Origin of the sequence: Anaerosoma tenue, from assembly GCF_023161965.1 — a bacterium.
Lineage (GTDB): Bacteria > Actinomycetota > Coriobacteriia > Anaerosomatales > Anaerosomataceae > Anaerosoma > Anaerosoma tenue.
Window position 1 is genome coordinate 142,657 of record NZ_JALNTY010000004.1, and the last position, 20,187, is coordinate 162,843.

Sequence of the window (20,187 nt, forward strand, 5' to 3'; positions counted from 1 at the left end):
AAAGGCATCATCGTGCGAACCATCCGCGGCATCGCCGCTCTTCTGCTCGCCACCGTTCTCATCGGCGCGGTGGCCGGCTGCTCGTCCACCGACGCCGTAGCGCGCGTCAATGGCGAGGAGATCACCCGTGCCGAGTTCGACACCATCTATGAGCAGATCCTCGCCCAGTCGGGGGGGCAGCTCGACGATGAGACCGCGCTTGCATACAAGAAGCAGCTGCTCGAGATGATGATCGACTCGGCTCTGATCACCCAGGAGGCCGAGGAGCTCGGCGCCGATCTGAGCGAGGAAGCCGTGACCGAGCGCCTGTCGCAGCTCATGGGCGGGGCCGACGAGGCCACGATCGAGGAGCAGATCACCGCTGCCGGGCTCACGGTCGAGGACGTCCGCAAGAGCGTCCGCGACCAGCTGGCGAACGAGTTCATCCAGGAGAAGGCCGCCTCGGAAACGAGCGTCACGGTCGTTCCGCAGACCTACTCGCAGCTCTCGCACATCCTCGTGTCGGACGAGGCCCTGGCGAATGAGCTCTACGATCGCGCCACCGACGGCGAGGACTTCGCGGCTCTCGCATCGGAGAACTCCTCGGATACCGCGAGCGCCATCGATGGCGGCAACCTCGGGTGGGCGCCCACCAGCGACTACGTGGCGGAGTTCGCCTCTGCCGCTGACGCGCTCGAGGTGGGAGAGATCAGCGAGCCGGTCCAGTCGCAGTTCGGGTGGCACATCATCCTGAAGGTGGCCGAGGCCGCCGAGGGTAGCGAGATCAGCGAAGCGCCCGCGGACCTGCAGGCCATGCTCGCTGCGGGCGGCTCGGAGATCGCGCTGCAGCAGTACGTGGCTCAGCTGCGTGCGGACGCCGACATCGAGTACCTCGACGAGAGTCTCGCACCGAGCGAGTAGCGGTCGTCCGGGAGGGGGCGGTCTTGGGGACGATAGCCATCGTCGGGCTCGAGCCCGACGCCGAAGGCATGCCCGACGTGCGTGCGGTCGCGCGGTTGCGTGACGCCGACACGGTGGTCGTCCCATCCGCGACCGGAGCGCCCGCAGCGGCTCTCGGATCGCTTGGGATACCCGCGGTGTCCCTCGCCGAACTCGGACTCACGGAGCGCGCCTCGACCACCGACGTGGTCGAGGCGCTCCTGCGTTGCGCCGCAACAGGAGACGTGGCCTTCGTGGCGGGAGCCTACCCGTTGGTGCGCGAAGGGCTCATCTCGGCGGTGCTTGCGCGCGGGCGCGGCAGCGTGGATGTCTTCCCCGTGGCCTCGCCGCTCCAGGTGCTCGTGCTCGCACTCGACGTGGACATGACGGCAGACCTCGAGATCGTGGACGCCGGCGCGGTGTCCGGGCTCGACCTGCGGCGCGACACACACCTGATCATCACCGGTGTGGACAATGCGCTCGAGGCACGGTCGGCGGCGTCGTACCTGCGCGGCTTCTATGCTGCCGAACATACGGTGGTGGTGGCCAGCGGGCTCGAGGGCGGCGGGTTCGAGCTCACGAGGACGACGCTGGACGAGATCGCATCCCTGTCAGGCGTGCCGAGAGGCAGCGCGCTGTACGTCTCCCCGAGCCGGATAGAGGCCCCCGGGGGCTTCCAGGAGCTGGTGCGTATCATCGCCGTGCTCAGGGGTCCTGACGGATGCCCGTGGGACCGCGAGCAGACCCATGCATCACTGGCGCCGCACATGATCGAGGAGGCGTACGAGGCGGTCGCGGCCATCGAGGCGGCCGACCCCGACGCGCTCGCTGACGAGCTCGGCGATGTGTTGCTCCAGGTGGTGCTGAACGCGCAGATAGGCGCCGACGACGGCTCCTTCACGATCGACGATGTCATCGCTTCGATCGTCACCAAGATCCGCCGGCGGCACCCGCATGTCTTCGGCGAGGTGAACGTGGAGACCGCCGAGGAAGTGACGCGCAACTGGGACGCCATCAAGCGCGGGGAGAAGCCCGCGCGCGGTGTCCTCGGCGAGGTGCCCGCGTCGTTCCCCTCCCTCATGCGTGCGCAGAAGATCTCCCGGCGGGCCGCCGCCGCGGGCTTCGAGTGGGACGACATCGATGGCGTGTGGGCCAAGGTGCACGAGGAGATCGATGAGCTGAAGGCCACGCAGGCGGGCTCGGCCGAGGCCGAGGAGGAGCTTGGCGACCTGCTGTTCACGGTGGTGAACGTCGCGCGGAAGATGGGCATCGACGCGGAGACTGCGCTCCGTCGCACGTGCGAGAAGTTCACGGCGCGGTTCGAGGATATGGAGCGCGCCTCCTCGGAGGCGGGACGGCCTCTCGACGGGCTCACGGCGGACGAGTGGGACGGACTGTGGGAGGGCGCGAAGCGCGCCGAGCGTACTGGGGAAGGTTCTGGTCAGTAGCGGTGTGACCGCTCTGCCGGGCGATGGGCGCCCTGCGGTGGTGCGGGCCCGGGCAGCGCGGCCGAACGAGACGGAGGAGCGGGAATGAGCTTCATCACGGACATCATGGCACGGGAAGTCCTCGACTCCCGGGGCAACCCGACCGTCGAGGTGGAAGTGGTCCTCGACGACGGCAGTTGGGGCAGGGCCGCGGTGCCAAGCGGCGCCTCCACGGGCGCCTTCGAGGCCGTCGAGCTCCGCGACGGGGATTCGGCCCGCTATCTGGGCAAGGGCGTGCTCACTGCTGTGACGAACGTGAACGAGATCATCGCTCCGGCGCTGCTGGGCGTGGAGGCAACGGACCAACGCGCGGTGGATGCGGCGCTGCTCGACCTCGACGGTGCCCCCAACAAGGGCTCGCTCGGCGCCAACGCGATCCTGGGTGTCTCGCTCGCCGTGGCCAAGGCGGCTGCGCAGAGCTGCGAGCTCACGCTCTACTCGTACATCGGCGGGTGCAACGCAGCGGCCATCCCGGTCCCGATGATGAACATCCTCAATGGCGGCGCGCACGCCGACAACAACGTCGACCTGCAGGAGTTCATGGTGATGCCCGTGGGCGCCGGCAGTTTCGCCGAGGGCCTGCGCATGTGCGCCGAGATCTACCACACCCTCAAGAAGGTGCTGCACGACCACGGACTCGCCACCGGGGTGGGGGACGAAGGCGGCTTCGCGCCGAACCTGGGCAGCAACGAGGAGGCGCTCCGGGTGATCTCCGAGGCCGTCACGACGGCCGGTTACAGCCTGGGCGAGCAGATCATGTTCGCGCTCGACCCTGCCTCCACCGAGTTCTACGACGCGGATCGCGGCGTCTATGTGCTCTCCGGAGAGGGCCGCGAGCTCACCAGCGCGGAGATGGTGGAGTTCTGGGCCGATCTCGTGGATCGGTACCCGATCATCTCGATCGAGGATGGCATGGCCGAGGAGGACTGGGACGGCTGGAAGCTCCTGACGGACCGTCTGGGCGACCGCGTGCAGCTCGTGGGCGACGACCTCTTCGTCACCAATACCGAGCGTCTCGCTCGCGGTATCGAGATGGGCGCAGCGAACTCCATCCTGATCAAGCTCAACCAGATCGGCTCGCTCACCGAGACGCTCGAGGCGATCCAGATGGCGCATCGTGCGGGCTACACCACCGTGATCTCACACCGTTCCGGCGAGACGGAGGACACGACGATCGCCGACGTGGCGGTGGCGGTCAACGCTGGTCAGATCAAGACCGGAGCGCCCGCGCGGAGCGATCGCGTTGCCAAGTACAACCAGCTGCTGCGTATCGAGGAAGAGCTCGGCTGCTCGGCCACGTATCCCGGGCTGGGCGCGTTCACGAACATAGACCGCTAGCGCGAGGCCGTGCCGGCGCCCTGAGTCGGGCAGCTGGCATGGCATAGGCAGGCAGGTGCCATGCGTCGGACGAAGATCATAGCCACGCTGGGGCCGTCATCGGATGACGCCGACGCGCTTCAGGGGCTTGTGGACGCCGGCATCGACGTGGCGCGGCTCAACACGGCCCATGCCTCGTGCGCCGTGCTGGAACGTCAACTGCACGCGATCCGGACCGCCGCGAAGGCATCCGGCCGTCACGTGGGGGTCATGCTCGACCTGGGTGGCGCGAAGCTGCGTCTGGGCGAGGTGGCCACGGGTACGCTGCTGGCCGAGGGCGAACCGTTCGTGCTGCGCGCGGCCGGAGGCGCCGGGGATCGCTCCGGCGCCGTTGTCACCCATGCAGGGCTTGCCGATGACGTGACGCCTGGCGACCGCATCCTGATCGACGATGGCCGGATCGAGCTTCGCGTGACCGCTACCGCGCCGGGCGAGGTGCATACCGTGGTGGTGAGCGGCGGGCCTGTCTCGAGCCGCAAGGGTGTGAACGTCCCCGGAGTGCGGTTGAACGTGGAGGGGATGACGCAACGCGACCTCGACGACCTGGCCTGGGCGCTCGACATGGGTGTGGACCTGGTGGCGCAGTCGTTCGTGCGGTGTGCCGAGGATGTCGTCCGGCTGCGGGAGGCGATGGGTGACCGGGCGGTGCCGATCGTCGCCAAGATCGAGAAGCATGAGGCGCTCGACGACCTCGAGCGCATCGTGGACACGGCCGACATCGTGATGGTCGCGCGCGGCGACCTGGGCGTGGAGACCTCGCCCGAGGCGGTGCCTGTGGCGCAGCGCCGCATCGTGGCCGAGTGTCATCGCACCGGAACACCCGTGATCGTGGCCACCCAGATGCTCGAGTCGATGACCTCGGCCATGCGCCCCACGCGGGCGGAGGCGTCCGATGTGGCCAACGCCATATTCGACAGTGTCGATGCTGTGATGCTCTCCGGGGAGACGGCGATCGGCGACCACCCCGTGCACGTGCTCGCCACGATGGACCGGATCGTGCGCGCAGCCGAGGGCGCTGGCGTGCGTGAGACGGTACGTCCCGGGCGGCGAGCTACCGACGTGGCTGCCGCGGTGAGCGGCGCCGTGTGCGATCTCGCCGGGAGCCTCGATCTTGCGGCGATCGTGACCGTGACCCAGTCGGGCGCCACGGCGCGCAAGGTAGCGGCCCATCGTCCGGACACACCGGTGGTCGCAGCGACGCCCGATGACGTCGTCGCCAGGCGACTCACACCGGTGTGGGGCGTGCGTCCGCTGGTCATCGGCGCCTACGACTCGACCGATGGCATGGTGACCGCTGCGGTGCAGGCGCTCAGGGATGCGGGGGCGGCGCAGCCGGGGGAGATGGTGGCGGTCACGGGTGGCGTCGCGGTGCATGTGACCGGTTCGACCGACTTCATCCAGGTCTGTGGTGTGTGACAGGGCCCCTTCCATATCAGCCTAAGGTTGAGATAGAGGGTTTCTCCACACCCGACGGCGGTGCTATGATGGTCCACACAGGGGCGTCCGCCCCACCAGGACAGTCGTCGGCCTTGTCACACCACGGATCGCGTGCCCATGGCTACAGCACGAACGCAGAAGCGGGTCTCGACGAGCAGCGGAACGACCACCTCACGCAGGGGGTCGGGTCGCCGCACGGCGTCCGCTCGCACCTCGAAAGCGCCCACCCGGAGCAAGAAGCGCGGCTCCGCGGCCCCTAAGCGGGCCGGCGCCACCGGGGCCAAGAAGGCCACACGACGCGCGCGTCTGCCGCGGTGGGTCACACCCGCTCTCCTCTCGGTCACCATCGTGCTCGCGGCGTGGACTGTCTACCCGGTCCTCCGTATCCAGTACCAGCACGAGCGCGAGCTGCAGACCCTGCAGGCCGAGCTCGACGGCCTCAAGACCCGGAACGAGACGTTGCGGGAGCAGGTCGACCGGCTGAAGACCCCCGAAGGCGTGGAGCAAGCGGCACGTGAGAGTCTCGGCATGGTCAAGCCGGGTGAGCAGGCGTATGTGGTGACCGGCGGGACACTGGGTGAGACGTCGGCGACCGTGCTCGTGGACGGCGAGCCCGAACCGCCGCTGTGGCAGCAGGCGCTCGACGCGCTGTTCGGTCTCTGATGGCCGACGACGCCCGCACCGTGGCATGGCAGCTTGGACGACCGCCGCGCGGCTCCTGGCGCGTGGCGGTGCGCTGTTCGTACGCCTATCCGGTGGTGATCGCCACGGCCCCCGACGGCGATCCGCCGTTCCCCACGCTGTACTACCTCACGTGCCCTCATCTGGTCAGGGCCGTATCTGCGATCGAGTCGCGTGGAGGGGTGGCCCGCTGGCGCGATGCGCTGACGCGGGATCAGGCCCTCGCGGAGCGGCTCGATGCGGCCGATGCGGCATACCGGGCGGCGCGTGCGGCCGAGGCGGGCGGCCCGGATCCCTTCGCGCGCGTGGGGATCGCCGGGCAGCGCGATGTCCGCGGAGTGAAGTGCCTTCACGCGCACGCGGCGGCGTTCATCGCCGGCATCGACGACCCGGTGGGTGCGGGTGTGCTCGCGGATGTCGCGCTGGAGTGCGATGACCGTCGTTGTGAGGAGGCCGGATGATGGGTGCGGAGCGACGCGCGGCGATCGACATCGGAACGGTCACGGCACGCCTGCTCGTGGCCGATGTCGTGGACGGCGAGGTGCATGAGGTCGTGCGCCGGTCGCGCATCACACACCTCGGCGAGGGCTGGTCGAGCACCGGCGTGCTGTCCGCGGAGGGGATGACGCGGGTCGCCGACGCCGTTGCCGGGTTCGTGGTCGAGGCGCGGGAGCTGGGCGCCGCACGGATCGTGGCCGTGGCCACCTCGGCATCGCGTGACGCCCGTAACAGCGACGAGTTCCTCGAGCGGCTGGAGGCCGCGGGGATCCGTCCGCAGATCATCAGCGGCAGCCGCGAGGGCTACCTCACCTTCCTTGGCGCCACCTACGGCATCCGTGACGAACGCGTGATGGTCGTGGACGTGGGCGGCGGCTCCACCGAGATCGTGCTGGGGACCACGTCGGTGGCCGATGGACGCCGGCATGCATCCATCGAAGCGGTGCGCTCGGTGGACGTGGGCTCCCGCCGGATCACCGAGATGTTCCTTGAGAGCGATCCGCCCGCGCGTGACGAGGTGGAGCGCGCATCGGCGTGGGTGGCGGACGAGCTCCGTCCGTTCTTCAGCGCGTTGCGGGAGCGGCCCGCCGAGATGGTGTCGGTGGCGGGCACCGCCACGAGTCTTGCGGCGATCGAGCTCGAGCTCGACCCGTACGACCCCGAGCGCGTGCACGGCTATCGCCTCAGCGGCTCGTCCCTGCTCGACACGCTCGACCACCTCGCACGGATGACGCTCGCCGAGCGGCGGGGCGTCACCGGGCTCGAGCCCGACCGCGCGGGGGTGATCGTGGCGGGGGCGATCGTGCTGCAGTCGGTGCTTGCGTACGCCGGGCTCTCTTCGACGCTCGTGAGCGAACACGATATCCTCTACGGCATGATGCTGGACCCGTTCGATGACGGCGGGGCCGGATGAGACGGCGGTGTATCCGAACTGGTACAGGAGGGGGCCTTAAAAGCCTCTGGCCGTAAGGCCGTGTGGGTTCGAATCCCACCACCGCTACCAAACGGGCACGCGCGTGGTGCGCGTTGTAGTGACGGCAGGACGGCCGCGCCGTCCGGGTACCGTACCCGGACGTCAGTGCGGCCGACAGGTGCGGGGCGTCTCGCACGGGCAGGAGGGTGACGGTTGGCCGCGGAAGCAGCGGCACGACTCTATCAGGCGTTCATCGACCAGGATCCGGCCTCGGCCATCCAGGTGGTCGAGAGCGTCCGGTCGTCCGGGGTGGCCCAGGACGCCCTCTTCGACACCCTGTATGCCCCGGCTATGGGCATGCTCGGCGGCGCCTGGGCATCCGGCGCGATCGACGAGATGGCGTTCACCCAGGCATCCGTGGTTGCCGAGCAGATCGGCTCGTTCGTGATGCCTCCGGCGGCAAAGCGCGACACCGGCGTCACGGCGGTGGTGGGCACGGTCCACAGGGATATGCATTCGATCGCCCGGACCATCGTGGCCGCCACGCTCAAGGAGGCCGGATACCGCGTCAACGACCTGGGTGCCGATGTCCGACCCGCCGACTTCGTGGAGCGCGTGCAAGAGACCGGCGCGCGGATCGTGATCGCGTTCGCCGAGACGATGCGCACGGCGCGCTCGGTGGCGAGCATCAGGGACATGCTCACAGCCGAGGGCGTGGACGGCGTCGTCCTTCTCGTAGGCGGCGGTCCGTTCGCGGCAGATCCCGCACTGGCCAGGGACGCAGGCGCCAACGGCGTGGTCACCGGGGCCGAGAGCGCGCTCAGGCTCATGAACCGTGTCGCCCGCGATCTTGCATCGACCGGCGGTGATGGATGATGGCAGGCCGGCCGAGCGCAGCGGAGCAGGCGGAGACCCTCGCACGCCAGGGCCAGGTGGGCGCCGCTGTGGCCGCGTGCTACGAGGCGCTTGCGATCGACCACGGCCAGCCGCGCGTCCGCGCCCTGCTCGCGCATCTGATGCTCGAAGGCGACTTCTACGACGAGGCCATTGCCGAGGCCACCGCAGCGATCGAGGCGGACCCCGATTGCTCGCCGGCATACCTCGCGCTGGGCCTGGCGTACGATCGCCGGGGCGGCATGTGGGACCAGTCCGTCCTCGTCTGGCACGAGCTTGCCGAGGTGGCGCCCGATCTGGTGACCGCTCACGTGCAGCTTGGCGAGGCGTTCTCCGCGGCCGCCTTCGAAGAGGAGGCGGTGGAGAGTTGGCGTCGTGCCCTCGACCTCGACCCCAAGGAGTCGCGGGCCACCTACAACCTGGCCATCGACAGCCTCAAGCGCGAGGGGATGGCGCTCGCCCTCCCGCTGTTCCGTCAGGCCGGCGAGCTCGATCCCAGCCAGGACGAGCTCTTCTTCGCACTCCTCGGACTGAAGGACGCCCCGGTCGTGCAGGTGGATCCGGCTCGCGTGAAGCCCAACCGCGACGCCCGGGTGGGGGCGGCGGGGCTCGCGCTCAAGGCGGACGACTTCTTCACCGCCGCCGATCTCGTGCGTCTCGCGCTCGACGAGCAGCCCGACGACGCCGAGGCGCTGGCGCTTGCGGCGTACGCGTACCTCAAGCAGGAGGCGGCCAACGAGGCGATGGCCTGCGCGGTGCGGGCGCTCTCGCTGCAGCCCGACCTCGCAACGGCGCTGTACTGCCTCGGGGTCGTGTATGCGCGACGGACCGGGCTCAGCCGGCATGCGGCGAGGGTCTTCATCGCGCTGGCCAAGCAGGCGCCGTCGCACTCGCTCGTCCACGTGCTTCTCGCCGAGTCGCTGCTCGGCCTGCAGCGCTACGAGCAGGCGGGCAAAGCCTACCGCCTCGCCGTACGTCTCGACCCCGCGTGCGTCCGCGCCCGTTTCGGACTCGCGGCGGCCTACCTCACCGAGGGGCGTCACGCCGAGGCGTCGTGGGAGATCCGGCGCGCCGCCTACTACGACACCAAGCGCCAGGGGCTCTTCTGGCGGCTGTACGACGAGTACGTCGCGGGAGGTGACGACCAGTGAGCGGCAGTCCATCCGGACCCGGCGCCGCGGAAGGCGGCGCGCCGGCGGCCGCGGCCCCGGTGCGGAACCCCTTGTTCCCGGTAGGGGTCGACCTCTACCCGCTCGATGCCGAGCGCGCCTCGTTCAGCGACTGGTATGACCGCGATCTCGCTGACGACTTCACGGCGATGGCGGAGGCGCACTTCTCCCTGGTGCGCGTGTTCGTGTCGTGGAAGCTCTTCGAGCCGCAGGTAGGCCAGTACGACGACGAGGCGATGGACAGGCTCGGCTCCGTGCTGGAGGGCGCGCGTGCGCACGACCTCCGGGCGATCGTCACCTTCTTCGCCGACGATCGTCTTGCCGAGATGAACGAGGTCCCCTGGGCGAAGAAGCGCGACCCGCGGACCGACGACTATCTGATCCAGCGAGAGATATCGCTCGTGCAGCGTGTGGTGAACCATTTCCGAACCGACCCCGCCGTCTGGGCCTGGGAGCTCGGGAACGAGGCGTTCTTCACGGGATTCGAGACCGAGGAGCGGCTCCAGGCGTGGGCCCGTACGCTCAAGGACGCGATCCGCGAGGTGGACACCGCCCGGCAGGTCATCCTGGGGGTCGGCGCCGAGACGCTCGTACGCGAGACCGGGGTGGATGCGCGCGAGACGATCGACGGCTTCGAGCACGCGCTCTCCCGCGTCACGGCGCCCTACCTCTCCTACATGGCCGAAGGGCCGCTCACGTACGGCCCCGCCACCTATCTCGACTCGTTCCTGCTGCGCGCGAACAACCGCACGCTCCCCGTGCTGGCCGACGGCGTGGGCGTCCACTCCCTCGACGGATCGGTCGCCGAGGAGGCCGCGTACGTGAGGACCGCGCTGTTCTCGACGGTGATGAACCGCGGCGCGGGCGTGGTGCTGCGGCGATGGCGCGACCTCGAGGCGGAGAAGCGCGAGCCGTACTTCCGCGATCCGTACGAGACGCTCGTGGGCGTCACCGGTCCGGACGGCGAGCCGAAACCCGTGCTCGAGGAGGTCCGCCGCTTCATCCGCGCCGTGGCGAGACTCGACCTGCGACGCTACGCGCTCGCGCCCGAACGTTCGGCGGTGGTGGTGCCCGCCGAGCGGTACGAGTCGCTTCCCTCGCTTGCGGGGTTGTACGACCCGCGCTCGTGTCTGCAGTCGTACATCGCCGCCAAGGAGGCGCACCTGCCGGTGACGCTCATGAGCGAGGGCGACGACCTGGACGGTTTCATGACGCTGTTCGTCCCGTCGGCGGGCAAGCTCTCGCCCGGAATGTGGAAGGCTCTAGCGGCCTTCGTGCAGTCGGGCGGTTCGGTGGTGCTGTCGTACGGAGGCGGTGACGCGGATCCCGCGCTCCGTGAGATATTCGGCGTGGATTTCCTCGGCGATCATGGCGTGCGGCAGGTGGTGAGCTGCCGCATCGCGCAGCCGGGACTGCTGGGCGAACTGTCGGCGTTCGATGCGCGCCTCGACCTCCCGCACTACGCGCTCGTGGGGGGCGGGAGCGCCACGGTGGTGGCCACGGATGCCACGGGCAGTCCGCTGCTCACTGTCAACCAGTACGGACAGGGCCGGGCCGTGTTCCTCGCGGCGCCGCTGGAGCGCGCGATCGCCCAGAGCGATCCATGGGCGGCGCCCGAGGCCGTGAAGGGTCTCCTGCGCACGGTATACGGGTCGGTGGCGCGCGCCGCCGGCGGCGGGCCAGTGGTGGACTGCGACGACCCGGTCGTAGAGATCGCGCAGTTCCAGGGCGACGGCGACGATGTGGTCTGCGTGCTCAGCCACGATATGGCGCCGCGCACTGCCACGCTCACCACCGAACGTGTGGTAGCCTCCGTGACAGATGTCCGAGGGGGCAAGGCGGCCGACGTGGGAGCCAGGTCCTTTGGCGTACCGCTCGGCCCGAACGGCGCGGCACTACTGAGATTGACGTACGGATAAGGGAGCGAGGATCGCATGCCGGACACCCACTCAGGTTCGTCGTTCCTGCTCGGCCCCTGGCTCGAGCTGCACGACGTGGTGGCCAAGCACCCGCATCTCAGGCGGCTGCTGTTCGATCCGGTCACCGGGCTCCCCACGGCGCCGCTGCTCTTCCCCCGGATCGAGTCGTTGCTCGAGGAGCGCGGGGAGATCTCCCTGCTGTGCCTTAACGTGATGAAGTACTCGAAGATCGAGGAGATCTACGGGTGGGAGGTCTTTGACGAGGTCATGCGCGAGGTGGCGGCGTCGCTGGAGCGGATCACCGGTTTCGAGCTGCGCGACAGCGACATCGTGGCCGAGCTCATGATCTCGGGCAACGCGCTGGTGGTGCTGCTCTCGCCGCCGAGGACCACGGCCGGCATGGACCGCGAGGCGCTCGATGAGCTTGCCCGGCGGATCGAGAGACGCGTGCGCGACGATCTGGAAACCGTGCTCGAGCCGGCGATCTTCCCCAAGTTCGGGTGCTACGTGGGAGCCACGACCGCTCGGCGGGACGGCAACGTACGGCTGGAGCGGTTGGTCCACATGGCGCTCGAGGATGCGCTGGCCGACTCGGAGAAGCGCGAATGCAGCGACGGCGAGTGCCGCAAGCGGCGGCTGGAGGAGATCCTCGCCGCCGGCGCGATCAGGACGCTCGTGCATCCCATCTACCGCCTGAGCGACCTCTCCATCATCGGGTACGAGGCGCTTTCACGCGGGCCGGAGGCGAGCGAGTTCGAGCGCCCGGACAAGCTGTTCAAGGTTGCCTACGATGCCGACCTGGTGCTTCAGCTCGAGCGGCTGTGCCGCAGCCGCGCGTTCGAAGCCGCGGCGTCGCTCCCCGAGGGCCGGCTGCTGTTCGTGAACATCGAACCCGAGGCCGTGGCCGATCCCGAACTGCGCGACATCATGCTCGGCACGCTTGGAGAGAGTGAAGAGGCCGAGCCTTCACGGGTCGTCTTCGAGATCACTGAGCGCACGGCGGTGGAGGATTTCGCGGCGTTCCGGGCGACGCTCGAGTACCTGCGTACCCTGGGGTTCCGCATCGCTATCGACGATGGCGGGGCGGGGTACGGGTCGATGCAGTGCATCGCCGAGGTGCGGCCGGATTGGCTGAAGATCGACATCTCGCTCATCCGTGATGTGGACACCGACGAGGTCCGCCGCGCGCTCGTGGGCACCCTCGTCACCTTCGCCGAGCGGACCGGCGTGAAGCTCATCGCCGAGGGCATCGAGCGGGCCGACCAGCTCGCCGTTCTGCGGGAGCTCGGCGTGGAGTTCGGCCAGGGCTTTCTCTTCTGCAGGCCGCAACTCCCGTATCCCGCCGACGAGGACGTCACACCAGCGTTCTGATCGCGGCGAGGCGCCTCATGGGCACCGCTGCGCTCTGACGCCTCACGAACACGTGCCCGCACCCTTCCTTTGGCATCAGCATCGGTTATGCTATGCATGAACGAAACCGATTCTTAGGAGCCGCCCAGTGGAGCCCGTCCGTCTCACGCAGATGTCGACCAAGGCCGGTTGAGCCGCCAAGTGGGGTCCGGGAGACCTCGCCGCCGTGCTCGAGAAGATGCATCCGGGAGAGTCGGAAGACCTGCTCGTGGGGTTCGACACCTCCGATGACGCCGCGGTCTATCGTCTCGGCGACCAGACGGTCCTGCTCACGGTGGACTTCTTCACGCCGATGGTCGACGACCCGTACGACTTCGGGCGAATCACCGCGGCCAACGCGCTCTCGGACATCTACGCGATGGGCGGCAGGCCGCTCACCGCGATGAACCTGCTTGCCATGCCCTGCTCGTTGCCGCCGGAGGTCACCGCCGAGGTGCTGCGCGGCGGCGCCGACAAGGTGCGCGAGGCGGGGGCCGTTATCGTAGGCGGCCACACCATCGACGACAAGGAGCCCAAGTACGGGCTGTCCGTGATGGGTGTCGCCGGCGCGGGAGGCGCGGTCCGCAACGTGGGAGCACGCCCGGGAGATGCGCTGGTGCTCACCAAGCGGATCGGCGTGGGGATCCTCAACACCGCGATCAAGCAGGGACTCGAGACCGAGGAGAGCCAGCGCGACGTGATCGAGAGCATGGCGCACCTCAACCGCGCGGCCGCCGAGGCGATGGTGGAGATCGGCGTGCATGCCGCTACCGACATCACGGGATTCGGCCTGGCGGGCCATATCCGGGAGATGGCCGAGGGCAGCGGCTGCGCGTGCGAGATCGAGCTTGCGGCCGTACCCACCTGGCCGGGCGTCATCGAATATGCCGAGGCGATGGTGCGGCCTGGCCGCACCGCCGATGTGGTGGCGTACCTCGACGCGTTCGTGGACTGGGGCCCCGCAGACTTCACCTGGAAAGGCATCCTCGCTGATCCGCAGACGAGCGGGGGCCTGCTGATGGCGGTCGCCCCGGAGAAGGCCGACGCGTTGCTTGCGGCGCTCGCGGCGCGGGGTGAAGAAGCCGTGGTGCTAGGCCGCGCCGTGAAGGGCGAGCCGGGCAGGGTCCGCATCGCCTAGGCCGTTCCCACGGCTCTTCTCGTGTCGGCCCGACGACGCGCCGTGATGGGTGTAGGGCAGCGTTGCAGTGAACCGCTAGAATGACTCCCATGGATACCAACACATTGCTTCGCTCACTGCCCAAGGTCGACGAGCTCCTCAAGCGGGAGGACGTGGCTGCGCTCGATGCCACGCACGGGCGCCCGCTCACGCTGGAGGCGCTGCGCGAGGCGCTCGACGCCACGCGAGCTGCTGTACGCGCCGGGGAGATCGTCGAGGTCTCGGCCGACGCGATCGCCGCGGACGCCGTCGCGTGGCTCGCGCTCAAGGCGCGCAGGTCGCTCCGGCGCGTCATCAACGCCACCGGCATCGTGGTGCACACCAACCTCGGCAGATCGCCGCTTGCGGAGACCGCGATCGAGGCCGTTGCCGAGGTGGCCCGCGGCTACTCCACGCTCGAGTACGACGTGCCGAGCGGGCAGCGCGGCAGCAGGCACGTGCACGTGGAGGATCTCATCTGCCGCCTCACCGGGGCCGAGGCGGCGATGGCCGTGAACAACAACGCCTCGGCGGTGCTGCTCGGCCTTGCCGCGCTCGCACGCCGCAAGGAAGCGATCGTGAGCCGCGGGCAGCTCGTGGAGATCGGGGGCAGCTTCCGGATCCCCGACATCATGCGCGAGAGCGGCGCCAAGATGGTGGAGATCGGCACCACCAACAAGACGCATCTGCGCGACTACAAGAACGCCATCACGTCCCGCACGGGACTCATGCTCAAGGTGCACACGAGCAACTACCGCGTGGTGGGCTTCACCGAGGAGGTGTCGCTCGAGGATCTCGTGGCGCTTGGCGCCGAGCACGGCGTCCCGGTCTTCGAGGACCAGGGGTCCGGCGTGCTCATCGACCTCGCGCGATTCGGGTTGCCTGGCGAGCCGACGATCGGTGCGGCCGTGGCCGCAGGTGCGGACCTCGTGAGCGCCAGCGGTGACAAGCTGCTCGGCGGTCCGCAGGCGGGCATCCTGGCAGGCAAGCGAGATGTCATCGCGAAGCTGAAGAAGCACCCGCTCGCCCGCGCGGTCCGACTCGATAAGATGACGCTCGCAGCGCTCGAAGTGACGCTCCGCCTGTACCTGGACGAGCGGCGCCTGTTCGCCGAGGTCCCCACGCTCAGGATGCTCACGATGACCCAGGCCAAACTGGAGCGGCGTGCCCGCAGATTGGCGGACGCGATCGTGAGCGCATGTGGCGAGGCATTCGATGTGGTGACTGCCGCCGACACCTCGCGGGCAGGCGGTGGCGCCCTGCCGATGAAAGACATCCCCACCACCGTGGTGGCGCTGGCCCCGCATCGCGGAAGCGCGACCTCGCTCGAGGAGCGGCTCCGCCTCGGCGAGCCCGCGGTGATCGCCCGCATCAAGGACGACCGCCTGCTGCTCGATCCCCGCACGCTCCGCGAGGACGAGGACCCCGAGGTCGCCTCGGCGCTCGCACGGGCGGCACGAGCGTGAACGGCCTGGCAGGGTGCAGGGCGGGCATGCGTGTATGGGGGCGATGACCACGGGCCTGGACAACTTCGCATCGCGTTCGCTTGAGGATGTCGAGCTCACCGGCGACGATGAGCGCGCCTTCGAGGAGGCGGGCCTGCGTCTCTGTGGCGGCATCTGCTCCGGTGCCGAGTCGTCGTTCCGCGGCAAGATCTACTGGGAGTTGATCCTCGAGGCCACCGGCTTCAACATCGCCGAGAGCCTGACACCCGCGCAGGTCGAGCAGCTCTCCGCGCTGCTCGAGGTCTTCGAGCCCGATGAGCTTGCGGCTCTCTCGGTGGAACGTGACGTGACCGGGGGCCCGCACGACGCCGACGTCTGCGCCGACCTGCAGCACTTCTTCCGCATCTGTGCCGGGCGCGGACTCGGCCTGATCGCCTGGGGCTGATGATGACCACACCTTCGCTCGTTCTCGGCACGGCCGGACATATCGACCACGGCAAGTCGACGCTGGTGCACGCGCTCACCGGCACCGATCCCGACCGGCTGAGCGAGGAGAAGAAGCGCGGCATCACCATCGAGCTCGGCTTCGCGCAGCTCGCACTGCCAAGCGGACGGACGATGGGCGTGGTGGACGTGCCCGGCCACGAACGGTTCGTGCGTCAGATGGTCGCCGGCGCCACCGGCATCGACATCGTGCTTCTCGTGGTGGCCGCCGACGACGGCGTGATGCCGCAGACGCGAGAGCACCTCGCGATCATCGACCTGCTCGGCATCCCCCGCGGCGTGGTGGCCGTGACCAAGGCCGACCTCGCCGACCCCGACTGGCTCGAGATGGTCGTGGAGGATGTGGGAGGCCTGCTGGAGGGAACGTCCATCGCCGGTGCGCCGATCGTGCCAGTGTCCGCCCGCAGCGGGGCGGGGCTGCCCGATCTGCTCGCAACGCTGGACGAGGTGGCCGAGGAGGCCGAGGCGCGTCACTCCAACCTGCCGCTCCGCTTGCCGGTGGACCGCGTGTTCACGATCGCGGGAGCCGGCACGGTGGTGACCGGGACGCTGTGGAGCGGCGTTGCCAAGCGGGACGACCAGGTGGAGCTGTATCCGGGCAACAAGCGCGGGCGCATACGCTCGGTGCAGATCCACGGCGCTCCGGCCGAGAAGGCGGTGGCGGGCAACCGTGTGGCGCTCAACATCGCGGGGCTCGACACCGACGACATCTCGCGAGGCGACATCGTGGCCGAGCCGGGAACGCTCACCGTGACCGACCGGTTCGACGCCCGCGTGACCTATCTCGCGAGCGAGGAGAAGCCCTTTGAGAGCGGCGCCCGCGTGCACGTTCATCACGGTACGCGCGAGGTGCTCGGCAGAGTGCTGCTCATGGATGCGGACTCGCTGCAGCCCGGGCAGAGCGGTCTGGCGCAAGTACGGCTGGAGAGTCCTCTGGCGCCGCGCTATGACGACCGGTTCATCATCCGCTCGTACTCGCCGATGTGGACGATCGGCGGCGGCGTGGTGCTCGACGTGCTCCCGCCGCGCCGGACGACGCTGAGGTCGCACGAGCGCGAGCTGCTCGACGCGCTGCTTGGCCACGACCTGTCGGGCGCCGCCCTGGGACTGCTCGCCAGCCGCGCGATGCCGCTCACCTCGGCGCAGGTGGCTGCGGCGATCGGCGTGCCGCGACCACAGGTGGCGGACGATCTCAACAAGGCCGACCTCAAGCGGCTCAAGGCCGGCGGGGAGACCTGTTTCGTCACCGCCGAGGCGCAGGAGGGCCTGCTCGGCGCGATCGAGCGCGAGCTGCTCGCGTTCCACGACACCAACCCCAAGGCGACGGGTCTCGCAACCGGTGCGCTGCGCGACCGCGTGGACCGTCGGATCGAGCAGAAGGTCTTCGACGCGCTGCTCGACCTTGCCGTCGAGCGCGGCGCGGTGGTCATCGCCGGCGGGGAAGCGCGTCACCCCAAGGCGGCATCGACCGCGCTTGCCGCCGAGGAGGAGGCGGCGGAGAAGCTGACGGCGCTTCTCAAGGCACAGGGCATCGCGCCGGCATCCACCGCCGATCTCGCCGCTGAAGCCGGGGTGGATACCGGGCTGGCCCGGAAGGTCCTGGGGCGGCTGGCGACACAGGGCGAGCTGGTGCGTCTGGGTCCGGACCTGCACTTCGACGCGGCCGCGGTGGGGGCCGCCCGCTCGGCGATCGTGGCCTACCTCAGGGAGCACGGCTCCATACTGCCCAAGGACGCGCGGGACATCGTGGGCTCGAGCCGCAAGTACATCATGCCGCTGCTCGAGTACTTCGACTCCCAGGGCGTGACGAAGCGCGAGGGCGATGCACGCACCCTCGGCAAGAACGCGTAGCCGCCGCGGCGCACCCGTGGTGCGCCAGGCCGGAAACCGCTATCCTTTCGGGCGGAGGCGGATGGGTCCTGGTGGGCTCCGCGGTCTTCAAAACCGTCGTGGGGGGTGAAGAGCCTCCCGGGTGTGTTCGATTCGCACACGCCTCCGCCATATGTCATCTTGATGGGGACCACGATGCCCCTCCGGGAGTGCGCCATGAGTGAATGCAGCCTGAGACGACGTGTCCTCGACCTCGGCTTCGAGTGCGACGAGGACGGCTGCATCTTCTGGTCGCAGATCGGCCCGGAACACGCCCGGCCCCAGTGCGCCGTGGAGTACTTCGGCCTGCTTGGAGAGCCCGGCAGGGAACTCGCCGAATGGCTGCTGAGCCTCAAGGAGCGCGCCGATATCGAGACCGCGCTCGGACTGAGACATCAGGAGCGCGCCGAGGAGGTCTGACATGGACGCCATCGAAGCGATCCTCACACGCCGTTCGATCCGCGACTACACCGACGAGCCTGTTCGGGAGGCGGACATCGAGACGATCCTGAGCGCGGCGATGGCCGCGCCCTCGGCGGGCAATCAGCAACCGTGGCGGTTCGTGGTCTCCACCGATCGCGAGCGGATCGACGCGATGGCCGAGACGACGCCCTACGGCTCGATCCTGCGCCGGGCGCCGCTGGCGATCGCCGTGTGCGCCGATACGCGCGACCTCAAGCACGACGTGATGTGGCAGCAGGACTGCGGGGCGGCCACTCAGAGCGCGCTCGTGGCGATCCATGCGCTCGGTCTCGGCGCGGTGTGGCTCGGCTTCTGGCCCAAGATGGAGCGCGTGGCGCCCCTGCGCACGGTCCTGGAGCTGCCCGAGGGCGTGGAGCCGTTCTGCGTGCTGGCCGTCGGGCATCCTGCCGAGACGAAACCCCCGGCCGGCCGGTACGACCCTGGCGCGGTGCACCGGGACCGCTGGTGAGCGCGCAGCCTCTCCTCGAGGCGCGTGACCTACGGTTCGTGCGGCAGTCGGACGCGGGGCCGCTCAAGGTGCTGGACGGCGCGCATCTCGCGGTGGAGCGTGGCGAGGTAGTGGACGTGTTCGGCCCGTCTGGGGCGGGGAAGACCACGCTGCTCCGCGCTCTCGCGCTCTTGCAGCCGGGTGTCACCGGCGAGCTTCTCCTGGACGGCGCGACGCCCGCCGAGCTGGGTGAACGCGTGTGGCGGACCCGTGTGGCGCTCCTGCCGCAGAAGCCGGTGATACTCAAGGGCACGGTGCGTGAGAACCTGCGCATGCCCTGGGACCTCAAGGTGAGGGACGGCGAGGCGGCTCCGGACGATGACGAGCTCCGTGCCGCGCTCGACCGGGTGAGTCTCGAGGATGTCTCGCTCGACCGTGACGCCGTGAGGCTGTCGGTGGGTCAGGCGGCGCGCGTGGCGCTGCTGCGCGTGGTGCTCACCGCGCCTGACGTGCTGCTCCTGGACGAGCCCGACGCAAGCCTCGATTCGGACTCCGCCTCTCAGGTGGCGATGCTCACGGCCCAGTTCGCAGCCTCGGGTGCTGTGGTGCGGGTACGGCACCAGATGCCCGACGAGGTCCCCGCGCGCCGGTTGCGGCTTACCGCCGGTCACCTCAGGGGGGTGGGTCCCGGTGCCTGAGACCGTTGGCGTGGTCGCGATCGGATGGCCGCAACTGCTGCTCTCTGCAGGGTTCATGGTGTTCGTGGGCGTCGTGTCGATCCGGCTTTCGCTCGGCATCGAGAAGAGCCTGGCGGTGGCCACGCTGCGCACGTACGTGCAGCTGTTCATCCTCGGCCTCGTGCTCCGTTGGGTGTTCGGCATCGACAGCCCCTGGCTCGTGCTGGCGCTGCTTCTGGTGATGGTCGCGGCGGCCGCGCGCACGATAGTGCAGCGCGCGCCGGACGCTCCACGCGGGATATTCGGCAGCTCGTTCGTCTCCATGCTGCTCACCGGGTTCATCGTCACGTTCGCGGTGACCGGGCTCGTGGTGCAGGTGGAGCCGTGGTACCGCGCCCAGTACGTGATCCCGATCGCGGGGATGGTGCTCGGCAACTCGATGAACGGTATCGCCCTGTCGCTGGAGCGGATGTTCGCCGACCTCGATCTGCGCGCGGAGGAGCTGCTGGCGCTGGTGGCGCTGGGCGCCACGCCGTGGGAGGCGGCCGGACCGAGCGTGCGCAAGGCTATCTCGGCGGCGCTGATCCCCACGATCAACTCGATGGCCGCGGCGGGCATCGTGTTCATCCCGGGGATGATGACCGGGCAGATCCTTGCGGGCGCGGACCCGCTCGCCGCCAGCGCTTATCAGATCGTGGTGATGCTCATGGTGGCGGCTGCTACCGCGCTGGGGTCGGTCGTGGCGGTGATGCTGACGTTCCGGAAGCGCTTCAGCGATGACGGCGTCTTCCTGGAACAAGGGATGCGCGAGGAGAACGGGGATGGCGCCGGCATGTAGGACTGCCGGTGCGCCCGTCGTATGTCTAGTGGTGGAGGCTCCAAACCGGCGGTTGCCGCGTTGGGGGCGGCACCCTACACTATCGGGGACCGTGGACCCGCTGCGG

Annotated in this window: 19 protein-coding genes and 2 tRNA genes; all 21 read left to right on the forward strand. The window is 69.3% G+C overall.

The features are described from left to right. Nucleotides 1-9 precede the first annotated feature (9 nt). The 21 genes from MSB02_RS10285 (at nucleotide 10) to MSB02_RS10385 (ending at nucleotide 20,081) form a co-directional block, all read left to right on the forward strand. The gene (locus tag MSB02_RS10285; protein ID WP_323748533.1) at nucleotides 10-900 is read left to right on the forward strand and encodes a peptidylprolyl isomerase; all 891 of its coding nucleotides are present in this window, start codon (nucleotides 10-12) and stop codon (nucleotides 898-900) included. A 23-nt stretch (nucleotides 901-923) separates the two neighbouring features. After that, nucleotides 924-2,366 carry a nucleoside triphosphate pyrophosphohydrolase gene (mazG, locus tag MSB02_RS10290; RefSeq protein ID WP_267195155.1) on the forward strand — a complete coding sequence of 481 codons (1,443 nt, stop codon included), beginning with the start codon at nucleotides 924-926 and terminating at the stop codon, nucleotides 2,364-2,366. A gap of 84 nt (nucleotides 2,367-2,450) precedes the next feature. After that, nucleotides 2,451-3,743 carry a phosphopyruvate hydratase gene (gene eno, locus MSB02_RS10295; RefSeq protein ID WP_267195156.1) on the forward strand — a complete coding sequence of 431 codons (1,293 nt, stop codon included), beginning with the start codon at nucleotides 2,451-2,453 and terminating at the stop codon, nucleotides 3,741-3,743. Nucleotides 3,744-3,803: 60 nt separating this feature from the next. Beyond that, nucleotides 3,804-5,198 (forward strand): pyruvate kinase, encoded by a 1,395-nt coding sequence (pyk, locus tag MSB02_RS10300; protein WP_267195157.1) that lies wholly within the window; start codon nucleotides 3,804-3,806, stop codon nucleotides 5,196-5,198. Nucleotides 5,199-5,336: 138 nt separating this feature from the next. Next, on the forward strand, nucleotides 5,337-5,882 hold the full coding sequence (locus tag MSB02_RS10305; protein WP_267195158.1) for an FtsB family cell division protein: 546 nt from the start codon (nucleotides 5,337-5,339) through the stop codon (nucleotides 5,880-5,882). After that, nucleotides 5,882-6,361 (forward strand): DUF501 domain-containing protein, encoded by a 480-nt coding sequence (locus MSB02_RS10310; protein WP_267195159.1) that lies wholly within the window; start codon nucleotides 5,882-5,884, stop codon nucleotides 6,359-6,361. The genes MSB02_RS10305 and MSB02_RS10310 overlap by 1 nt, the downstream gene beginning before the upstream one ends. Next, a complete protein-coding gene (locus MSB02_RS10315; protein WP_267195160.1) occupies nucleotides 6,358-7,311 on the forward strand; it encodes a Ppx/GppA phosphatase family protein in 954 nt (317 codons plus the stop codon). Before MSB02_RS10310 ends, MSB02_RS10315 begins: the two co-directional genes overlap by 4 nt. Before the next feature lie 3 nt (nucleotides 7,312-7,314). Continuing rightward, nucleotides 7,315-7,401: transfer RNA gene (locus MSB02_RS10320), tRNA-Leu, on the forward strand. Between the two features lie 123 nt (nucleotides 7,402-7,524). Then, nucleotides 7,525-8,187, forward strand: coding sequence for a cobalamin B12-binding domain-containing protein (locus tag MSB02_RS10325; RefSeq protein WP_267195161.1), 663 nt, complete (start codon nucleotides 7,525-7,527; stop codon nucleotides 8,185-8,187). After that, nucleotides 8,184-9,356, forward strand: coding sequence for a tetratricopeptide repeat protein (locus MSB02_RS10330; RefSeq protein WP_267195162.1), 1,173 nt, complete (start codon nucleotides 8,184-8,186; stop codon nucleotides 9,354-9,356). Before MSB02_RS10325 ends, MSB02_RS10330 begins: the two co-directional genes overlap by 4 nt. After that, nucleotides 9,353-11,293, forward strand: a complete 1,941-nt coding sequence (locus MSB02_RS10335; protein ID WP_267195163.1) for a cellulase family glycosylhydrolase — start codon at nucleotides 9,353-9,355, stop codon at nucleotides 11,291-11,293. The genes MSB02_RS10330 and MSB02_RS10335 overlap by 4 nt, the downstream gene beginning before the upstream one ends. Nucleotides 11,294-11,308: 15 nt before the next feature. After that, nucleotides 11,309-12,664: a bifunctional diguanylate cyclase/phosphodiesterase gene (locus MSB02_RS10340; RefSeq protein WP_267195164.1), complete on the forward strand. Its 1,356-nt coding sequence runs from the start codon at nucleotides 11,309-11,311 to the stop codon at nucleotides 12,662-12,664. A 151-nt stretch (nucleotides 12,665-12,815) separates the two neighbouring features. Further along, complete coding sequence (selD, locus tag MSB02_RS10345) at nucleotides 12,816-13,820, forward strand: selenide, water dikinase SelD (protein ID WP_323748534.1); 1,005 nt, start codon at nucleotides 12,816-12,818, stop codon at nucleotides 13,818-13,820. Nucleotides 13,821-13,909: 89 nt separating this feature from the next. Next, the gene (gene selA, locus MSB02_RS10350) at nucleotides 13,910-15,304 is read left to right on the forward strand and encodes an L-seryl-tRNA(Sec) selenium transferase (RefSeq protein ID WP_267195166.1); all 1,395 of its coding nucleotides are present in this window, start codon (nucleotides 13,910-13,912) and stop codon (nucleotides 15,302-15,304) included. A 43-nt stretch (nucleotides 15,305-15,347) separates the two neighbouring features. Beyond that, nucleotides 15,348-15,728, forward strand: a complete 381-nt coding sequence (locus MSB02_RS10355) for a hypothetical protein (protein WP_267195167.1) — start codon at nucleotides 15,348-15,350, stop codon at nucleotides 15,726-15,728. Between the two features lie 2 nt (nucleotides 15,729-15,730). Continuing rightward, nucleotides 15,731-17,638, forward strand: coding sequence for a selenocysteine-specific translation elongation factor (gene selB, locus MSB02_RS10360; protein ID WP_267195168.1), 1,908 nt, complete (start codon nucleotides 15,731-15,733; stop codon nucleotides 17,636-17,638). Between the two features lie 53 nt (nucleotides 17,639-17,691). Next, nucleotides 17,692-17,788 (forward strand) — tRNA-Sec (locus tag MSB02_RS10365). A gap of 45 nt (nucleotides 17,789-17,833) precedes the next feature. Then, nucleotides 17,834-18,076: a hypothetical protein gene (locus MSB02_RS10370; RefSeq protein ID WP_267195169.1), complete on the forward strand. Its 243-nt coding sequence runs from the start codon at nucleotides 17,834-17,836 to the stop codon at nucleotides 18,074-18,076. Between the two features lies 1 nt (nucleotide 18,077). Then, complete coding sequence (locus MSB02_RS10375) at nucleotides 18,078-18,587, forward strand: nitroreductase family protein (protein WP_267195170.1); 510 nt, start codon at nucleotides 18,078-18,080, stop codon at nucleotides 18,585-18,587. Continuing rightward, nucleotides 18,584-19,264: an ATP-binding cassette domain-containing protein gene (locus MSB02_RS10380; RefSeq protein ID WP_267195171.1), complete on the forward strand. Its 681-nt coding sequence runs from the start codon at nucleotides 18,584-18,586 to the stop codon at nucleotides 19,262-19,264. Before MSB02_RS10375 ends, MSB02_RS10380 begins: the two co-directional genes overlap by 4 nt. Beyond that, on the forward strand, nucleotides 19,257-20,081 hold the full coding sequence (locus tag MSB02_RS10385) for an ABC transporter permease (RefSeq protein ID WP_267195172.1): 825 nt from the start codon (nucleotides 19,257-19,259) through the stop codon (nucleotides 20,079-20,081). The genes MSB02_RS10380 and MSB02_RS10385 overlap by 8 nt, the downstream gene beginning before the upstream one ends. Nucleotides 20,082-20,187: the final 106 nt, after the last annotated feature.